This is a genomic window from Paraburkholderia sp. RL17-337-BIB-A, assembly GCF_046025895.1.
Lineage (GTDB): Bacteria > Pseudomonadota > Gammaproteobacteria > Burkholderiales > Burkholderiaceae > Paraburkholderia > Paraburkholderia fungorum_C.
The window spans coordinates 4,215,820-4,233,386 of the sequence record NZ_JARESY010000001.1; the positions used below are offsets into that span (position 1 = coordinate 4,215,820).

At 58.4% G+C, this 17,567-nt stretch carries 18 protein-coding genes; 11 read left to right on the top strand and 7 right to left on the bottom strand.

The features are described from left to right. Positions 1 to 179: 179 nt before the first annotated feature. From acnA to P0D84_RS18825, 6 genes are all read left to right on the top strand, one after another. Complete coding sequence (gene acnA / locus P0D84_RS18800) at positions 180 to 2,777, top strand: aconitate hydratase AcnA (protein ID WP_408338792.1); 2,598 nt, start codon at positions 180 to 182, stop codon at positions 2,775 to 2,777. 2 nt (positions 2,778 to 2,779) lie between these two features. Continuing rightward, positions 2,780 to 3,853, top strand: a complete 1,074-nt coding sequence (locus P0D84_RS18805) for a lactonase family protein (protein ID WP_408338794.1) — start codon at positions 2,780 to 2,782, stop codon at positions 3,851 to 3,853. A 3-nt stretch (positions 3,854 to 3,856) separates the two neighbouring features. Further along, positions 3,857 to 5,023 carry a 2-methylaconitate cis-trans isomerase PrpF gene (gene prpF, locus P0D84_RS18810; RefSeq protein WP_408338796.1) on the top strand — a complete coding sequence of 389 codons (1,167 nt, stop codon included), beginning with the start codon at positions 3,857 to 3,859 and terminating at the stop codon, positions 5,021 to 5,023. Further along, complete coding sequence (locus tag P0D84_RS18815; protein ID WP_408338798.1) at positions 5,020 to 5,757, top strand: ABC transporter substrate-binding protein; 738 nt, start codon at positions 5,020 to 5,022, stop codon at positions 5,755 to 5,757. The genes prpF and P0D84_RS18815 overlap by 4 nt, the downstream gene beginning before the upstream one ends. A gap of 490 nt (positions 5,758 to 6,247) precedes the next feature. Further along, positions 6,248 to 6,556 (top strand): hypothetical protein, encoded by a 309-nt coding sequence (locus P0D84_RS18820; protein ID WP_408338800.1) that lies wholly within the window; start codon positions 6,248 to 6,250, stop codon positions 6,554 to 6,556. Positions 6,557 to 6,691: 135 nt separating this feature from the next. Then, positions 6,692 to 7,036 carry a helix-turn-helix domain-containing protein gene (locus P0D84_RS18825; protein WP_408338802.1) on the top strand — a complete coding sequence of 115 codons (345 nt, stop codon included), beginning with the start codon at positions 6,692 to 6,694 and terminating at the stop codon, positions 7,034 to 7,036. Between the two features lie 453 nt (positions 7,037 to 7,489). On the opposite strand, the gene P0D84_RS18830 is transcribed toward P0D84_RS18825, so the two are convergent. Next, positions 7,490 to 7,708, bottom strand: coding sequence for a hypothetical protein (locus P0D84_RS18830; protein ID WP_408338804.1), 219 nt, complete (start codon positions 7,706 to 7,708; stop codon positions 7,490 to 7,492). A 146-nt stretch (positions 7,709 to 7,854) separates the two neighbouring features. On the opposite strand from P0D84_RS18830, the gene P0D84_RS18835 reads away from it, so the two are divergent. The 3 genes from P0D84_RS18835 (at position 7,855) to P0D84_RS18845 (ending at position 10,620) form a co-directional block, all read left to right on the top strand. Then, entirely contained in the window at positions 7,855 to 8,967 is a 1,113-nt protein-coding gene (locus tag P0D84_RS18835) for a hypothetical protein (protein ID WP_408338806.1), read from the top strand. Continuing rightward, the gene (locus P0D84_RS18840) at positions 8,964 to 9,281 is read left to right on the top strand and encodes a hypothetical protein (RefSeq protein ID WP_408338808.1); all 318 of its coding nucleotides are present in this window, start codon (positions 8,964 to 8,966) and stop codon (positions 9,279 to 9,281) included. The genes P0D84_RS18835 and P0D84_RS18840 overlap by 4 nt, the downstream gene beginning before the upstream one ends. Before the next feature lie 646 nt (positions 9,282 to 9,927). Continuing rightward, entirely contained in the window at positions 9,928 to 10,620 is a 693-nt protein-coding gene (locus P0D84_RS18845) for an SOS response-associated peptidase (protein WP_408339892.1), read from the top strand. A 2-nt stretch (positions 10,621 to 10,622) separates the two neighbouring features. Here P0D84_RS18845 and imuA read toward each other — a convergent pair whose 3' ends face one another. After that, positions 10,623 to 11,327 (bottom strand): translesion DNA synthesis-associated protein ImuA, encoded by a 705-nt coding sequence (imuA, locus tag P0D84_RS18850; RefSeq protein ID WP_408339894.1) that lies wholly within the window; start codon positions 11,325 to 11,327, stop codon positions 10,623 to 10,625. Positions 11,328 to 11,510: 183 nt separating this feature from the next. Between imuA and P0D84_RS18855 the strand changes: the two genes are divergently transcribed. Continuing rightward, positions 11,511 to 11,873: a hypothetical protein gene (locus P0D84_RS18855; RefSeq protein WP_408338810.1), complete on the top strand. Its 363-nt coding sequence runs from the start codon at positions 11,511 to 11,513 to the stop codon at positions 11,871 to 11,873. Positions 11,874 to 11,996: 123 nt separating this feature from the next. Beyond that, a complete protein-coding gene (locus tag P0D84_RS18860; protein WP_408338812.1) occupies positions 11,997 to 12,767 on the top strand; it encodes a hypothetical protein in 771 nt (256 codons plus the stop codon). Here P0D84_RS18860 and P0D84_RS18865 read toward each other — a convergent pair. The 5 genes from P0D84_RS18865 to P0D84_RS18885 form a co-directional block, all read right to left on the bottom strand. Continuing rightward, a complete protein-coding gene (locus P0D84_RS18865; protein WP_408339941.1) occupies positions 12,733 to 13,236 on the bottom strand; it encodes a hypothetical protein in 504 nt (167 codons plus the stop codon). The genes P0D84_RS18860 and P0D84_RS18865 overlap by 35 nt on opposite strands. Before the next feature lie 27 nt (positions 13,237 to 13,263). Continuing rightward, entirely contained in the window at positions 13,264 to 13,548 is a 285-nt protein-coding gene (locus tag P0D84_RS18870) for a hypothetical protein (protein ID WP_408338814.1), read from the bottom strand. 637 nt (positions 13,549 to 14,185) lie between these two features. After that, on the bottom strand, positions 14,186 to 15,250 hold the full coding sequence (locus tag P0D84_RS18875) for a CAP domain-containing protein (RefSeq protein WP_408338816.1): 1,065 nt from the start codon (positions 15,248 to 15,250) through the stop codon (positions 14,186 to 14,188). Positions 15,251 to 15,305: 55 nt separating this feature from the next. Continuing rightward, positions 15,306 to 15,617 (bottom strand): hypothetical protein, encoded by a 312-nt coding sequence (locus P0D84_RS18880; protein ID WP_408338818.1) that lies wholly within the window; start codon positions 15,615 to 15,617, stop codon positions 15,306 to 15,308. 81 nt (positions 15,618 to 15,698) lie between these two features. Continuing rightward, a complete protein-coding gene (locus P0D84_RS18885; protein WP_408338820.1) occupies positions 15,699 to 17,429 on the bottom strand; it encodes a M30 family zinc metallopeptidase in 1,731 nt (576 codons plus the stop codon). Positions 17,430 to 17,567: the final 138 nt, after the last annotated feature.

A 17,567-nucleotide genomic window follows, 5' to 3' on the forward strand; every position in this document is an offset into this window, starting at 1 on the left:
GACGCTGCTGAAAAGCCGGGATGTGATTGTGCCATTGCCAGATACCTCCAGTGACCGGTTGGATGGTTGCCGCCAGGGAAACCACCAACCTCAACTGCGTTTGCACATTGCGTTTTCTAATCATAGAATGCACTTCATCCGAGCGCAAGCAGCTCTGCAATACCCTGGAGAAAACCCCGATGTCCACCTTGCTTCCCAATCAGACCGTTGAATTCGCCCCCGTCGCCGCGGCGCTGGAATCGCTCGACGCCACAGCCTTCGCCCGTATGCCTTACAGCGTCCGCGTGTTTGCCGAAAACATCGTTCGCCGGCAGCCGGCGCGTGATGCGGCCCGTTATCTGGAGGTACTCGCCCGGCGACGCCGCGACGTCGACTTTCCGTATTACCCGGCGCGCGTTGTCCTGCAGGATTTGCTGGGCACGCCTGCCCTGGTCGACCTCGCTGGCATGCGCGATGCGATTGCGGAAAGCGGCGGTGACCCGCGCACCATCAATCCCGTCGTGCCGACCCAGCTGGTCGTCGACCATTCGCTGAACGTTGAGATTGATGGCAGCGACCCCGAGGCCATGTCAAAGAACATGGCGATTGAGCAGCAGAAAAACGCGGAACGATTTGAGTTTCTCGGGTGGTGTAAGCAGGCATTCTCGAACCTCGACGTCCTCATGCCTGGCAACGGCATCCTGCATCAAGTGAACATCGAGCATCTCTCACCTGTCATCCAGATGAAGGATGGAGTTGCATTTCCCGATACCCTGGTCGGCACCGATAGCCATACAACGATGATTAACGCGATTGGCGTGCTTGGCTGGGGTGTCGGCGGCATCGAGGCGGAATCGGTCATGTTGGGCCGCGCGGTCTGGTTGCGCCTTCCGACCATCGTGGGAGTCGAACTGAAGGGACGGCGACAAGCCGGCGTAACGGCAACTGACCTCGTGCTCGCCATCACAGAGTTTCTGCGGCAGCAAAAAGTGGTCGGCACGATTATCGAGTTCTACGGTGAAGGCGCGCGCGCGATGACGCTGAGCGACCGGGCGACCATCTCGAACATGGCGCCCGAGTTCGGCGCCACGTCTGCCCTGTTTGCAATCGACGAAAAGACGCTCGATTTCATGCGTCTGACCGGCCGGACCGATGCGCAGATTGCGCTGACGGAGGCATATGCAAAGGCACAAGGTCTGTGGGCCGATGACCTCACCGACGCTGAATACGACAGGGTGCTTTCGTTCGACCTGTCGACCGTCGGTCGGGCACTCGCAGGACCGGCAAATCCGCACGACCGCGTACCGCTTTCGAGCCTGGTTTCCAAGGGCATTGCCAAGCCTCAGAGGAAGCTTGAAGAGAGTGACCGGGCTCCTGCTGGCCAGCTCGCTAATGGCTCAATCGTTATCGCAGCCATCACGAGCTGCACCAACACATCCAATCCTCGCAACATGATTGCCGCCGGCCTGCTCGCGCAGAAGGCACTCGCAAGAGGCCTGCAACGCAAGCCATGGGTCAAGACGTCGCTTGCGCCTGGCTCGAAACCGGTGGAAAGCTATCTGCGAGCGGCAAACCTCATGACGTCGCTTGAAGCCTTGGGATTCGGCATCATCGGGTTCGGCTGCACCTCATGTAACGGAATGTCAGGCCCGTTGCCCAAGCCTATCGAGGATGAAATCGTGAGCCGTGACGTCCAAGCGGTCGCGGTGCTGTCCGGCAACCGCAACTTCAATGGCCGTATTCACCCGCGAGTCAAGGAAGCATTCCTCGCATCCCCGCCGCTGGTTGTAGCGTATGCGATTGCAGGAACGATTGACATCGACATAGAACGTGCCGCGCTGGGAACTGATTCCGACGGTAACCCTGTCTACCTGAACGAGCTCTGGCCAAGCGACGACGAAATCGACCAGTTACTCAAGGAAAGCGTTCATGGCGAGGAATACGTTCGCATCTATGCGGAGATGTTCCGGAAGAACGAGCAACTCGATTCCATTAGCGAAGTCCCGGCGCGCTTCCCTTGGCGCGACGATAGTAACTATATTCGCCGCCCACCATACTGGCAAACGAGTCTCACACAACCTGCAACCTTCGGTGCAATGCGCGCAATCGGCGTGTTTGGTGACAATGTGACGACCGACGACCTCTCCCCGTCGGGCGCGATTTTGCCGGAAAGCGCGGCTGGCGAGTACCTCATATCGCACGGGGTCAATCAACTCGAGTTCAATTCCTACGGTACGCGGCGCGGCGACCACAAAGTTGCAATTCGCGCGACGTTTGCGAACAACCGTCTCCACAACGAAATGGCTGGAGGAAAGGAAGGCTCGGTGACGCGCGTCGAGCCCGAAGGCCAGATGATGCGTCTCTTTGACGCCGCAGAGCATTACATGGCGAAGGGCCAGGAGCTGATTGTCGTGGCCGGCAAAAATTATGGGTCGGGCTCTTCTCGCGATTGGGCTGCCAAGGGTGTACGGCTCATCGGGGTGCGCGCGGTTGTCTGCGAGAACTTCGAGCGTATCCACCGTTCGAATCTCGTGGGGATGGGAGTGTTGCCGCTGGAATTCTCCGAAGGCGTGAATCGCAAGACCCTTCAAATCGACGGCTCAGAAGTATTCGCAATCGAAGGCATGGGTGAACGCCTCAGACCCGCGATGTCGCTAACCCTTCGCATTACACGGAAATCTGGTGACAAGATAACCACGCCCGTGCGTTGTCGCATCGACACGGAGGAGGAAGCAGAAATCTTCAGCGCTGGCGGGTTGCTGCCGCGCATAGCAGAAGAGCTCTGCAAGGCGGCTTAATCATGATGCGCACCTTTGCCTATGTCGGTTGTCGCACAACGCGCGAGCGCCACGCCGAGGGAACGGGTATCTGTGTCTATCAGGTGCATGCCTCTGGCGCTTGGCAGCATCTGCAGACAGTTGAACCCATCACCAACCCGAGCTTCCTCGCCTTCAGTCGGTCACGAAAGACACTTTACACAGTACATGGCGACGGTGATGCGGTCAGTGCATTCAGAGTCGACTCGCGTACTGGACTGTTGACGCTCCTCAATAGCCAGACGGGCGCCGGCCGCAATCCGGTACACCTTGATTTCACCCGCGATGGGACGATGCTTGCGGTTGCTGGCTACGCCACTGGCACTGCGACCTTGTTTCCGCTGGCGAAGGATGGGTCACTCGAACCTCCCTGTGCGCCTCACATGTTCGGGGGAGAGCCTGGTCCGCATCGCATCGAACAGTCATCGTCCCACCCGCATTTCATCGCGCGATATGTCACAGAACGCTTCGACACGGACTGGCACATCGTGCCGGATAAAGGGCTCGACACCGTGTTTGCTATCAGCTTGGCTGGCGACGTCCGCCCGGCAGTTCGGGCAGCGCGCACTCGCGAAGGCGCCGGTCCAAGGCACGCGTCGTTCCACCCGGTGCTGCCGCTGGTCTACGTCGTCAACGAACTCGATTCAACGTTGACGACATGGTCCTTTGACACTCGCACAGGTCACCTCGAAGCATTGCACACGACATCGACAATTCCTTCGCACCACCACGGTTTCACGCGCACGGCCGGCATCGCCATATCTCCAGATGGACGTGCCGTGTACGTCAGCAACCGTGGTCACGACACGATTGCGACCTTCCAGCTCGACGTGCTTACTGGCCTGCCCGGCGATGTGCATTGGGAGTCGACCAGAGGGCAATGCCCCCGCTTTTTATGCATTGGCCCAGACAACCAGACGCTCTACGTCGCCAACGAGAACTCGCACAGTATCGTGCAGTACCAACTCGACGCAGACAGTAAAAACCCAGTTGCGACCGGGCGCTCCATCAAGACGGGAAGCCCGGTAAGCATCACATTTGCAATTGCAGAGGACTAGAACATGACACAGATTGGCATCAAGGCTACCTATATGCGCGGCGGCACGAGCAAAGGTGTGTTTTTCCGGGTAGACAGCCTGCCGTCCAAAGTCGAAGAGCTCAACAAAATTCTGTTGCGCGTCATTGGTAGTCCCGACCCGTATGGCCAGCAGATTGACGGCATGGGTGGCGCGACGTCGAGCACGAGCAAGGTGGTCATCGTCGGACCCTCGTCGCGCGACGACTGCGATGTCGATTATCGCTTCGGTCAAGTCGCCATCGACAAGCCCGTGGTTGACTGGTCGGGAAACTGCGGGAATCTCACGGCTGCTGTGGGTCCGTTCGCCATTGCTCAAGGTCTTGTTGACGCACCGCGAAATGGCATTGCAACTGTTCGAATCTGGCAAGCAAACATCAATGCCAGGATTGTTGCCCACGTACCGATGCGCGATGGTGCCGTTATCGAGGAAGGTGACTTCGAGCTGGACGGCGTCACCTTTTCCGCCGCGGAAATCAAGATTGAGTTTCTTGACCCCAGCGGGGACGGCGACGACGAAGGCGGCAGCATGTTTCCGACGTCAAGCGCCCTGGAAACACTCGACGTGCCAGGAGTGGGCCCAGTCGAGTTGACGATGATAAATGCAGGCAACCCCGCAATTTTTGTCGACGCATCAGCACTCGGCCTGACAGGGAACGAACTGCAGCGCGATGTGAATGGCAACGCAGAGCTGCTTCGCAAGGCTGAAGCTATCCGCTCACACGCAGCGGTTCGAATGGGTCTCGCGAAGTCCGCTGAAGAAGCGACGAACCTGCGTCCTCATACCCCGAAGCTGGCGTTTGTCGCAAAACCATTGAGCTACATCTCCTCCAGCGGCAAAGAGGTCGACGCGACCAGTCTGGACCTCAACGCTCGTATTTTCTCGATGGGCAAGCTCCATCACGCGATGACGGGCACAGGAGCCGTGGCTATCGCGGTTGCTGCCGTTATCCCCGGGACCCTGGTCAACCGGCTGGTGCCACACTCGACGGGTTCAATCCGCTTTGGGCATCCGTCCGGTAGCCTCGAAGTGGGCGCTGAGGCACGACAAAGCGATGGAAACTGGACGGTCACCAAAGCAATCATGAGTCGCAGTGCGCGCCGGTTGATGGAAGGATTTGTTCTTGTCCCTTCTTGTGTGGTTGAGCAATGACCGCAGTCGATAACGCACTGCGCGAGGCATTCGCGCCAACCGGCGTACTGCGAGCGTCGATAAACTTCGGTAACCCGGTTCTGGCGATACAAGGGACCAAAGGCGAGCCGCGAGGCATCTCCGTCGACCTGGCGACTGAAATTGCGCGGCGGCTTGAGCTGCCGCTAGAGTTCGTGACCTTCGACGCGGCCGGCAAATCTGTCGCGGGCGTTGCGGCGGGTGACGCTGACTTCGGCTTTTTCGCGATAGACCCAGTCCGCGGCAAAGAAATTGCGTTCACCAGCCCATATGTGCTCATTGAAGGCAGTTATCTGGTCCGGGCAGAATCGCGCATCCAGTCAAATGACGATGTAGACAGGAGCGGCGTGCGGGTCGCCGTCGGCACAGGTAGCGCGTACGACCTGTTTCTGACCCGCGAACTGAAGCACGCTGAAATCGTTCGGGGCTCAACTTCACCGGAGGTCGTGAACACGTTTCTTCGCGATGAGCTTGACGTTGCGGCTGGCGTCACACAGCAGCTTCAGGCTGACGCCGAGCGCCTTGGCGGCCTCCGGCTGCTGCATGGAAACTTCATGGTCATTAGACAGGCCATGGGTATCGCGAAATCTCGTGGAGCGGATGCCGCCGCGTGGCTGGATGAATTCATTTCCGAGGCGACCCGAGGCGGCTTTGTGCGAGCCGCTATCACTCGGCATCAAATTGATGGTGTGTCCGTGCCTCAGATGGCGCCGTAACACAAGCTTGCAAGTCGCAGACGGGCAACTAGGGATTGCGCTGTCGCATCTGGAGGAAACAGCGTCGCGAGTGAATGCGAAAGTGGCACACATTTGATGATGCGAGCGACTCGCGCACCGGCCCCTCGCTCGCCCTGGTTGCCATTGTTATCCACGCTCGCAGACAAACCAAATCCCAGCCTTAACGGTTGAGCAACGACTTTAGCCAAAGCGTGTCTCAGAGACCGTGTCGCCTCCGCATAGGTCATTACACGGATTAAAGATTAGAGATTACCGAGACGTTCGGCCGAAAAAACACGTTGTCTGCAGCGGAGTTCTCCGATGTGGATACCCAATTTCCGTGTGTAAGGGGCAAGTGAAATGTGGGTGAAGGACAAGTTTTCTGTGTGTGAAGGACAAGTAAAACGTGGGTGGAAGTCAAGTTGTGTCGATGAGCTTCAACATAACGTTCATCGCGAGGAGGTATCGGCCACGACGCAGGACTAAGTGTTTGGGAGACCGCACTGTCCGCAAGATATTGACGGGCGACGAGCGAGACTCCATCAAGCGGCACGCCGAGAACAACCGGCGGCGGATCGCTGAAAGCGAAAACGCTGCGCACTTGCTGCTGAGCCGCGCAAGCATTCCACCGAAGGCTTCCCCTCAGACCCAAGAGCCGCAGACGACCAGCGAGATATTTGAAACAATGCTGGCGCTCGCGAAGCGCATTCCGGACGAGACTACATCAATCGCGGCAGTCAATTACATGCACATGCTTCGCCATGAAACCGGAATAGAGCCGGACTTTCCACCAGAATGAGGCGGCCGAAATAGGCGTCAAAATCTGCCGAATTTTGGCCGGATAATTTCCCCGTGAAATTGCCGGGCATTTCGGTAGCAGTGTTTCGAGGTAGGAGGCGAACAATACGCCTTGTCTTTACTACGACTGCTTCGAATGCACAATTTCCTGTCGTTCAACCGCATCATCGACAACTGGCCCGATAACACCGCCGCGCATCAGCGCGCACGCCTGCTTGAGGCAATGAGGGTACGCGGAGGGGTAACGACGCTGGAGGCGGTGCGGTTTCTCGACATCGTCGACCCTCGAGCGCGAATTGTTGAGCTGCGTAAGGAGGGATACCGTATCAACACCTCTTGGGTGCACCAGCCGTCCGAGTGCGGGCGGCTGCACTCGGTCGGTCTGTATACCCTCACGGACAAGGCAGAGGGCGTTGCAATCACCAGAGCTTCGAAGTCGCCCCGCGAGGCGGCCAGCCAGCAAATGAGGCTCGCGCTCTAGGCTCGGGGAGCGTTCGGGCGCCGCGCGACGAGTCTGTGTGCAAGCAGACCAGTCGGCGGCCCTCGGATACCTGATGATTCAGGCCGAATTCAATATACGCGTTGCAACTCCCACAAGACAGCAGACGCGTTGTCGCCGCGCTTCTTCGCTTTTGCGCACAGTTTGTCAAGATACTTCGACCAGCGCCGGATTCGGCGCTCACGGAAGCGGCAATACTGAATTCTCTGTTGGGCGACTGCGATGTCCAAGCGGTCCAAGGTTCGCTGTGCCCGGACTTCCCGGCAAGATACGTGGTTTGGGTTCATGAGTGAGCCTCTTAGGGTTGTTATGCCCGGATGCTATCAACTCGCTGCTCGGAACGCGAAATCATTATGAAAAGTCCGCGTCCGCAATCCGCTATGCCTACGTCTCGCGCCACTATGCTCGACCCATCGGCGGCGAGCCAGTGAAGAACTAACCATGCGAGTCAACCCACGCTCTGGCCCACGATAGTCCGACATCCTGCGCTTCTTCCTCGGTGTCATAGACGCCGAGGACTCCGGAGGCTTCGATGAATTTCCGCTCTCGCGTAATCGTTCCGCTCGCGGCGTATCGCTCGGGTGCGAGAACCTCTTCCTGCTGCTCGATGGCGTGGCCCCATAGCACGTAACCTTTATAGGAAGCCTGCTGCATCGTCTTCGTGTTCCTATGAAGTTGCCTCGACCCGTTAGTCGGCGTCGCTACGGCCTCGCCGCCCGTGGTAAGATTTCCATAGGGATTAGGTTGGCAAGGGTGTTCCTTGCCTCGCGACTCATCAGCCTATCGGCGGCGCGAACAACTTGGTCGGCACCAGTAATTTGGTGCTGCAGTTTGTTTCGTCCCATGAGGTTGACATGCAGCACAGATTTTTCTCTAAGTACCCGCAGAGAGCTAAGCAGTCCGCAGACGTCCTGCGCGACGTGCTGACAGACTGCGGCGTCATCCCGCCGGTAGAATTCCACTTCCAGAACGCGGCGGCTTACGTACTCGGTCACCCCGATATGTCCGCGTGGACGACCGCCTGCGCACAGACCCAGGACCAGTCTGCTTTCGACGAGGACTGTACCCTCGAAAAGCTCGAGGAGCGCCGCGAATACCAGGCTGCGCGCCTCGCCGAATACGTCGGCCAGTTCCAGTTCGAGCTGGCAGCACGCGAAATCGTCGACCGCTGGCAGCCTTCGGCCAAGCGGCCCGAAGAATCCGCACTGGCCTATGTCCGGCGCACAAAGTGGCAGAAAAAAGGGGAAGACAAGCGTTGCCTCGAACTGGCCGAGCAGCTAGAGCGTGAATGCCGGATTCCTAACGAGGCTGAGGTGGAGTTGCTGCGCATCGGTGTGCGTTGCGCGCGGACGACCATCCGCGAATGGCTTGAAACGTTTGTGGGCCCGCTGGGATGCAAACTTGTTAATGACTACGAGAACCGCTATGCCCCGCTTGGCTACCGTCTGCTCGATACGCTTCAGGCGGCATCGACCGGCGAGTTCACCTATCCGCGCGTGACGCTGGCAAAAGCGCTGGCGCATGGCTGGGGCACGCCGCCCCGGATGAAGGAGAGCGCACGGCTCAAGCGCGCGAAGTCACTGCTCGAACTCGTCGGCCAGAGTCTGACCACGTGCACGTGGACAAATGATGAGTCGTACATCGAGTATTATTTGACGTACTGCTACGTCCTGAAGCAGCCTGGCCAATCGCAAAACCTGCCGCTGGCGCTTGAAAAAGCCAAGGCTGGCGCCGGCTATGGTAACGGGCCCAGCGCTCGCGACGTTTACTTCGCGTGCCGTGCGGTACAGACGCAGCTCTGGCGGGGCGCGGTCGAGTCGGACCGGGTCGTCGCGGAGAAGCATCGGCTCATGGCCGTTGCAGCCGGGATGGACCCGAAGACGGAACTCTTTCCGGGGGAGGACACGCAATGAGCGGCACTCTCTTCGACCTCGGCTACCAAGCCGGCCTTGTCGCCGATGACGCCCCGGACGCCTTCACGATGTCCACGCACGACCCGGAGTGGGTGCTCGGCTTCATTCAGGGCTTCAGCGAGATGCAGTCCTTCCGGCATGCCAGCATTCCGGCGGCTGGATGGCAGGCCGGCGAATTGGGCCAGCGCTACGGCATCCCGCTCAAGGTGCTGCTGGCCCGCGTTCGGTTCGAAATAGATGTGACGGCCGAAATCTGCTCCGAGTACGAGCAGGATGACGAAGACGAGGACGGCATTCCGCTGTACCCGGACTAATCGACGCGCAAACCGTGCAATGAAAGAGGCCACCCGATGGGTGGCCTTCGTTCTTACTGGCGTTGGTCCTCACCAGCACTTTGCTTGTTCCTGTTTTACAAGACTTGGACACGTTCGCCGCGCCCGTCGCTCTTTTGTACGGACATGGCCAAATCCTCGGCTGCGATTGAAATCGCAAAATCTGGATGCCATCGTCACACGAATCGCGCTTTCCTTTTGGTCGGCTTGCCACTGTGGTTGCTCCTACTATTGTCGATGACCGGACTATGCCGCGCGTCGCGTCTCGACCAGTGGGTGGCCGGCCGGTGACGAAGTTGTCCACAGCGCCATATGGACAACCTCGGTATAGCCAGCCACGATTGCTGTGGGTGGATTTTGGATAACTGGCGACGCCGGGGAAAGTTACCGGAGTTATGCAAACCTCCCGGCGCATTCTCAAAACCCGTACAAACAGTTATCTGTTCAGCAACCGTCTGACTGCAATGCGGATTTGGCGGTTGTCCACAGAAGCAACGCGTGCTTGTTAACTGCTACTACGTATACATATATCTAATGTAAAACCGATTGAATAACTCGCGTGCGATGGCCGGCGGACGGGAACATCGCTCAGGTGGAATATCATGTTCTTTCCAAGGAGGGCGACCTGGTGTGCACAAGTTACGAGTCAAACAATCCGGCGGAACGCTTCGACGCCTTCAGCATGTTTCCATCGCCAGATTTTGACTATAGAGGCGAAATATACAAGGACTACATTGCTCCCATATTCCGACGCGTCGACAACGACCTGAAGACCGACGGCGCCAGTTTCGGCATGGTGCCGCGCAAACGAATTCCGCCGCACGTCAAGGCGTTCGACACGATGAATGCGCGTGCTGAATCGGTCGGTGAAAAGCGCAGCTTCAGCAGTGCATGGAATCGACTGCAGCTTTGCCTCATCCCCTGTCGGGCATTTTTTGAGCCCAACTATGAAACGGGAAAAGCCGTACGTTGGCGCATCCGCCTTGCTGGCAATCAGCCAACCGCAATAGCTGGCTTGTGGCGCGTATGGGACGAGCCTGAGGGCGCCGCTTCAGTATCGTTCACTATGCTCACGGTGAACGCAGATGAACACCCGCTCATGCGGCGCTTCCACAAACCTAGCGACGAGAAGCGGTCCGTGGTCATTGTTCGGCCAGACGCGTATGAGGACTGGCTCTCGTGTCGAAGTACAGACGAGGCGAGGTCATTCCTGCAGCTCTATCCGGCTGAGGAAATGCATGCAGAAGCGTTTCCGGTGCCGCCAAGAGCGCCGCAACCGAAACCGATTGACGGCGACCAGCAGCCGTCGCTGCTTGATTGACCTCAATGCGCCAGCTCCACCGGGACACGTGGAACGGCCACTGGAGCAATTGGCCTGACGGTGCGGCCCCGTGGCGATAGAAGCACAGGTGTCGGTTGCAATTGGATGTTAAGTGGTTCGATACTGACGGGACCACGACGCTTAACTATTTCAACGGTAAGGCCTCCCGCGGCGGGCTTTAGAGCAAGTCGCAATATCGCGGGCGACGCGTCTTGCGCGACAGCGAGCGGCCGCAGCATAACGAAAAGCGTGTCCGAAGACTGCGCAGCAAGATGCAGGCGGCGCAGCGACGAAGCTTGAACATGCTGGGCCCAATACAACAAAGCGCCGCAACTCCCGGTTCGAAGAATTTGCTCGGCGGACCATAATGCATCGGCGGTCTTGCTGGCCTTAACGTGCATCAGCTTCTGCGGCGGCACACCAATGTAGCCCAGACCAAGACCATTGGGCACGTGCGGCGGTTGCAGGAGCGCGATGCTACGTGTGCCGACCAACTTCAATGCCGGCTGGAGGAGGCGGAGTTCGCCGACGCCGCCTTGCTGCACAAGCAGCTCAACCAGTCCACCCAGCGGCCAGCCACCATCCGGAAGCTTCGCCGAAAGCGTGGGATAGCCGGTGTCGATGGCATTTCCGCGACCGCGGGCAAGCTGGGAAGCCCGCCACAGGGATGGATGGATGCTTTCAAGGGCGGGCGCGGTTGCTGTCATGATTGCCGAAAATACTGTATGGATGTACAGTATCCTACACCGATTCAGCGCACTGGCGCGCGTCGCCGCCGGATTCAGCTTCTCAAGCGGCCACGCCGACGCCAGCGGGCGCAAAATTCGATTGTTCAGAAACTGCACGGACACTCATGCCCGTAGCCGATACTGCCCAGCGTGGAGGGCGCCATGTTTGAAGACATCGTCGGGTTGCCTTTGCTCACAGACGCGCACAAGTCAGTGCTTCGCTGCTACCTCGCGGTCAGCGACGTGGCAGCCTATTCGTTGCAAGGGGACTGGCTCAGCAATGACCACCTTGTGGAGTCCACGCGTATCTGGCTGCAGCGGAACGGGCTGACGGCAAGCTGGCTTGAGCGGATTGAAGTTGTCGCCGAGGCGCGTGAAATCGCTCGCGCGGTCGTAGAGCATGAACTTAACGATGAACGCGATGCGCGGCCCGAGCAGCTATTTACTTCTGCAATGACGGTTCAATACGCGTCTCCCATTGTTGCCAAAATCTGGAGGCGATGTAACAGTGCATTCTCGAAGTGACGCGCGGGTTCGCGTTGTCTCGGTACCGCGACTGTCCCAAATCTGCCTGAGTCGCGAGCCACTATCCGAACACCTCCTAGCCAGCGATGTCGGCAGTATGAACCTGCAAGCCTAAGACTAAAGATGAATACTACAAGCCATAAGAACGGGACCGTCGAAACTACAATTTCCGGACGCAGCGAATCCATGCTGCTGTATGGGATTGAAGCGCTCGCTTCTAGCGTCAAAATGCCGGCACCGACAGAGAATAGCAGCGAAGACCTTTGGCATCGCCTTGTCTCGCAAGTCTGTGTGATGGGTGGCGCCCGCGGTATGGAAGAACTTGCCAGAGCTGAAAACGCAGATGACTTCGTTGCATTCAAGGAGGCGACGTCACTTCGGAAGTGGTCCAAAGTAGGGTTTGACGAGAAGTACATGGCCGAAGTCTTGCGAAAGGCTAGCGCATGCCGCTTCCCCGCCAAGACTGCCAAGAAGCTGCGTGAAATGGTCGTTACGCCTACGATTGTCCAAGGCACCCGCGTCGTCCTGCTCAAAGGTCTGTCGGCCTCTATGCCACGGGAAAAACTACGTACCGCGCTCATGACCCGATGCCCCCGATTCCGCTTGAAGAGTGCGTCAGACTTCATGATTTCGACCCATTTATCGCAAGACGTCATCGCCTTGGACACCCGCGTTGTAGGTGTATTTCGCGACCACCTCGCTTTTCCCCTTACGGCTTCTCAGGTGCAAGGGAATGATGCCGTCTACCTATCGGTTGAGTCTGCGTTGCGCACGGTCTGCGAAAAGGCTGGAATCACACTCGCACGCCTCGACCGTCTTTTGTTCCAGCTCGCAGGCGTAAGCGTCATCGAGTTCTTTCTCAAGAAGGCTCTCGATAAACATAAGTCGGTTTAATAGGCCCGCTTTTTTGTTTGCTCGCTTGACGACGACTGGCGAGCCCGCGAATTGCGCGAACGTCGCGTGTGGCGTGAACGTGAATGGCGCCGTCAGGAATGGCGTGGGCACGAGTGGCGCGAGCGTCTTGATTGGCGCGGGTATTGAAACGACCCTGGAAGGCGCCACATCCGAGAAATCCAACCTCTGAGAATCGTCGAATGAAAGCGAACCCGATAAGAATCGCCTTGATTGCAACGACACTGGCCTTCGCAACGGCAGGCACGGCAAACGCCGCAGGCTGCCTCAAGGGCGCGGTGGTGGGCGGGCGCGCATCCTCGAAGCGCTCAAGAATATCGCGCAACGCCTTGAACGAAAGCCGGTCCACGGGCGGCATCGTCTGTTGGACGTACGGATTGGACAGAAGCTTCCGCGCCTCTAGTGCGCAATACACCGGCGCTTCATAGGCAGCCAGCATAATTGAGGTCATGGTGGTCACCTACTGTCGTTCCCAAGGCTAGGCCTTTCCTTCCGGGCTGTAGTAGAGACTCTCGCCACATTGGCCGCAGAAGTGCTCGCGCATGAAGGTTCGTTGCATGACATTACGAACCTGGATGCGGTCGTGTCCACAGCTATGGCAGGCAACACGCTTGCCCAGAACAGCCTCCGGATAAGTCGCGCGATACCACTGGTAGTTCTTTGCCCGCATGCGCTTCATGCGTTTCATGCTCGTCGTCACGATAAGAATGGCGACGCCCGCAATGAACACGGGTACAGCCAATGACAAAAGGGTTTCTTGCATCTGAAAGTTTCCTCTATTGTTAATTTCCAAGTCGGCCGGGTCGGCCGGAGCGAGGCAAGTCGTTCGCCTGGTTGCCCGCTTTGTATCGCGCGGTGGCTGGCCGCGTTAACGGCAATTCACGCATAATCTTCTGGGTGCAAGCTGATTTTTCAAAGTTGATTGCGAGCGGCACACCTCGGGGAAGCCATGTCATCAGAAAACATACCGGGACCGGTTCTTCAGAAGTGGTTCAAGAAGGTCACGAATGACCGCTCGCTAATTGACAGCATCGGTAGGCGTCGAGGAGCTCGAGGCTTGGTCCACTCGGCTCAACGCCATGCAGGCGTCGGATGGGAACAAGTTTTGAGGCCCATGCCATGGCGTGGTAAAACATTGTCATAGGCGGCCGGCGATTCTCCAGCGATAGTGAGCACGCCCGGAATCAGCCGGTGCGCCTATCAGGAGAACACCATGCATGCTATGCACGCCGTAGCTGGCAAACGCTCGAATACATTCAAGGTCATCTTCGCCCTTCAATCAAGCTTTGCTCTCTACAAAAAACTCGTTCTCGACATGTGCCGGTCAGGCACCCTCACAGCGGCTACAGGGAGGTAGCCGCTGACCTGGAATCGGTCACCTCGTGCTAACGTACGCAAACTTAGAACTGCGGAAGCTTGCGCGGCTGCGGTACAACACCCATCTCGTTGCTCAAAGTCACGTGACCCGTCGTGTACGTCCAGGTCAGATTAATCGGACTTGCCTGCGCCAAATCCGAGGCCAACACACCCGTTAGATGCACCGTGTAAGTCGCGTTCGGCTTAAGCGGGCTGAATGGAATGCACATCGCACCATTGGTCAGGTTGTTATCGTTGTCCGGCGTCTGTTGCTGACACAGGACGTTGTTACCACCGCTGTCCGTCAACACAATGTTGAGGGAACTCAGCTTAGCACTGAGGATACCCTGCACCGTAACCGGATAGCCGACAAAGGTGTTGTCGTATTTCGTCTGCGACGCAAACGGGTCCGGCTCTTCGGCTGCAAACCACTGTGTCGGAACATTGGTCTGGCCGGGATACGGATAGACAACAAGTTGGGAGGCGTTTGCTGGGGTAATGCCACCGCCAAAGTCAATGTTGAACGCCTCCCACGGAGTTCCGCCCGTCGAAGTGCCCGTCGTGCTCGCCACGCCCATCGACGCGAAGTTGTCGAGCATCAGCAGCCGGTGATACGGTGCGTTGAAGATGGTCTCAACAGGCGACAGCGTCGTCGGAAACGCGAGCGGGTCGCCCGAGACAACAACTTCACCAGAAGCGCTCGGTGCACGGGTAAACGGAGTTTGTCCTGTGTACCCCGGAAGGCCCGCCGTTTCGTTGTGACCGGTCGCCTGGTTGTCAACCAGATACACGGTGTGATTCTTCGACGCCGATGCGAGGGTAGCGTCGGTGGTGAGCTGGGTCGTGTAACCCACATTCTGGCGGACCGCGTTCATGAACGCGATGCCATCAGCGGTCGGGTCACCACTGGCCATCACAGTCTGCGGGGTTGCCGCCGGCTGCATCAGCGTGGCCGGTGTCGAGTTGGACGAATTCGGATTGCTGTTGTTCGTGGACGGGCTGGAGTTGCCACCCCCACCGCCACCTCCGCAAGCTGCAATCATCACCGAGCTGGCTAGCACGACAAAAGCAAGACGAATCTTCGAGAACGACCGCAAAACGTATTTCAAGATACTCCTCCCTTTCAGATTGGTAGTTTCTACAGCAGCAACGAAGGTGTTGCAGTCACGGCTCGACGGTACGGACCTCCATCTTCCTCACCAATAGGGCTGGCAGCTGGACGCCTGACGACCCGGTTCGTTCAACAATGCCCTTTACATCGACAGTGTTTCCCTGCAGCTGTCTGGCATTTTCGATGGCGATTCCCTGGAGTTCCCAAACGCCTGTCGGCTCGTACAGTACGGCATAAACGAAAGGCTCATTGCCGCGCAGGGCAAGCCGACCGGTCAGTTCCACCGGGGCACCAACTGTTATCGTGCCGGCAAGCGCAGCGCTGCAAACCAAAGCAGACAGGTATGGCGCAAAGCGGCGAATCATCGCGCTACCTCGCAGTGGTTACTAGAAGGTCAAGGCTGTCCCGAGGGAGGGAACAGCCATCTGTATCAATCTTGCTTCACGTTACCGGACCACCACTGACAGGGTGACCCCCGGTGGCACGGTCACCGTTTCCTGATACGTGCTCGGCACGTGCGAGCGGGTCGCCGGGAAGCTTGCCAGGCCCAACAACACGCCCGGCGACGCTGACAGGAGGTCTCGCGTCACGGCCGACGGGTCAATCGCCGGCAGCGTGAAGCCGCCTTCTGAGTGAGCCGGGAAGCCATACTGGGTCATGTTTGCGCCCAGCGGAATCTGACCTTCAGCAGCCGCCGAAAAGTGACGCAGTTCCTGTGCCACGGTCGAACCAGAGCGGAACTGGCTGATGGCGTCGTTGAGGATGGCCATAGAATCCGTCGAGCTCTTGTCGTTCAGCAGCGCCTTGTAGAAGCCGAGGCCCAGCTGACGGTTCAGGAAGCCGCCGAACGCACCATTGGTCGAGTAGCTGTCACACGTCGTGTCCATCGGGTCCCAGGTCGTCAACCCGCAACCGTAGCTGCCCTGACCGGCGTAAGTCATGAACGCCGGAAAGCGCGTGTCACGCACCGAGTTGTAGGTCGGGTCGAGATTGAAGCTTGCCCAGTCTTCCATCATCATGGCCGTCGTTTCCTCGAGCCACGTCTCGTACATGTACTGCGAGCCCATCAGCATGCCGCGACGATAGAAGTTTTGCATGTGCGTACTTTCGTGCGCCATGGTTGTCTGCATCGCCTGCATGCCAGCAGTACCACCCAGATACAACGTTTCCGAGTCCAGATAGAGCGACAGGTCCTGGTTGCTGGTGTACGTCTGGCCGCTTGCCTGGGCCACGAAATTGTTGAGCGCGTAGTAGTAGCCGACCTCGCCGTAGGGCTTTCCGTCCGGCGTGATGTTCGCCACCACCAGGTCAATCGGCTGACCTGTCGGAGCAATCATGCCGGTGTTGCTGTTCGGCCCCCAGAACGGACCGCCGATGCTGGTGTCAACGTCGTAAACACCGCCTGCGCCAGCGTACTTCTGCATCAGTTGCTGGACGATTGCCGGCGTTACCTTCTGCGCCGTGTACTCGGAGGTCTGCACCCAGATGTTGACGGTCGTGCCGTCCGACGTCTGCTGCGTTGCCTCGAGCGTGGTTGCACGATTGGTGCCGTCGGCCAGCCAGAAGCTGCGCGTCGTAGTACCCACCACCCCAACCACGTTCTGCGACGGGGCACCCACGACGTTGCGTTGCGCAGCCACGCCAACCGCAGCGTCAGCCTGACGCGTCGTCAGGGAGGTCCAGCCGTTCTGATTGAACTGGTGAATCGCCTTGAGCTGCGCCGGTTCCGACGAGCCAGAAGTCGTCAGGTCCGAGGCTCCCATCATGCTCATGTTCGCGGCACCCACCACGCTTTCGCTGACGGTCACCGGGTGCATCGCCTGATTCGTGCCTTCGTTCGTGAAAACGAGCGTCACGTTACGGCCGGTAGTGTTCTTGAGCGCGACGTTGACCACGTCGTTATGAGCGCTCGTGTTGAGCGCCTGCCACAGCCCGACACCACTACCCACGTAGGTCTGGTCGTCAACTGCGCCGCAGTTCGTACAAGCGGCGTGCAGCTTGCCATCTTCAGTCGGTGTGAATGTCGACGGCGGACCACTGCTACCCGTCGCCCCGCTGCCCTGAGTGACGGTACCAGCGGAGTCGCTCCCTCCGCCGCCGCCACATGCGGCCAGGCTTGCGAGCAGAACGAAAGCAGCAGCCTTTCCAAGGATTGATTCGATGCGAATACTTTGCATAGCTTATTGTTATTGAATGTTGAATATCTATGTTTTTTCGCCCGCTCTTCCGGCCTTGCGAGGTTCTCTTGTTCTCAAGTCTCTTACCGTCGTGCACCCGTATCCACCCGGTGTGCGGCGTGCGGCTGAATTTCGCTT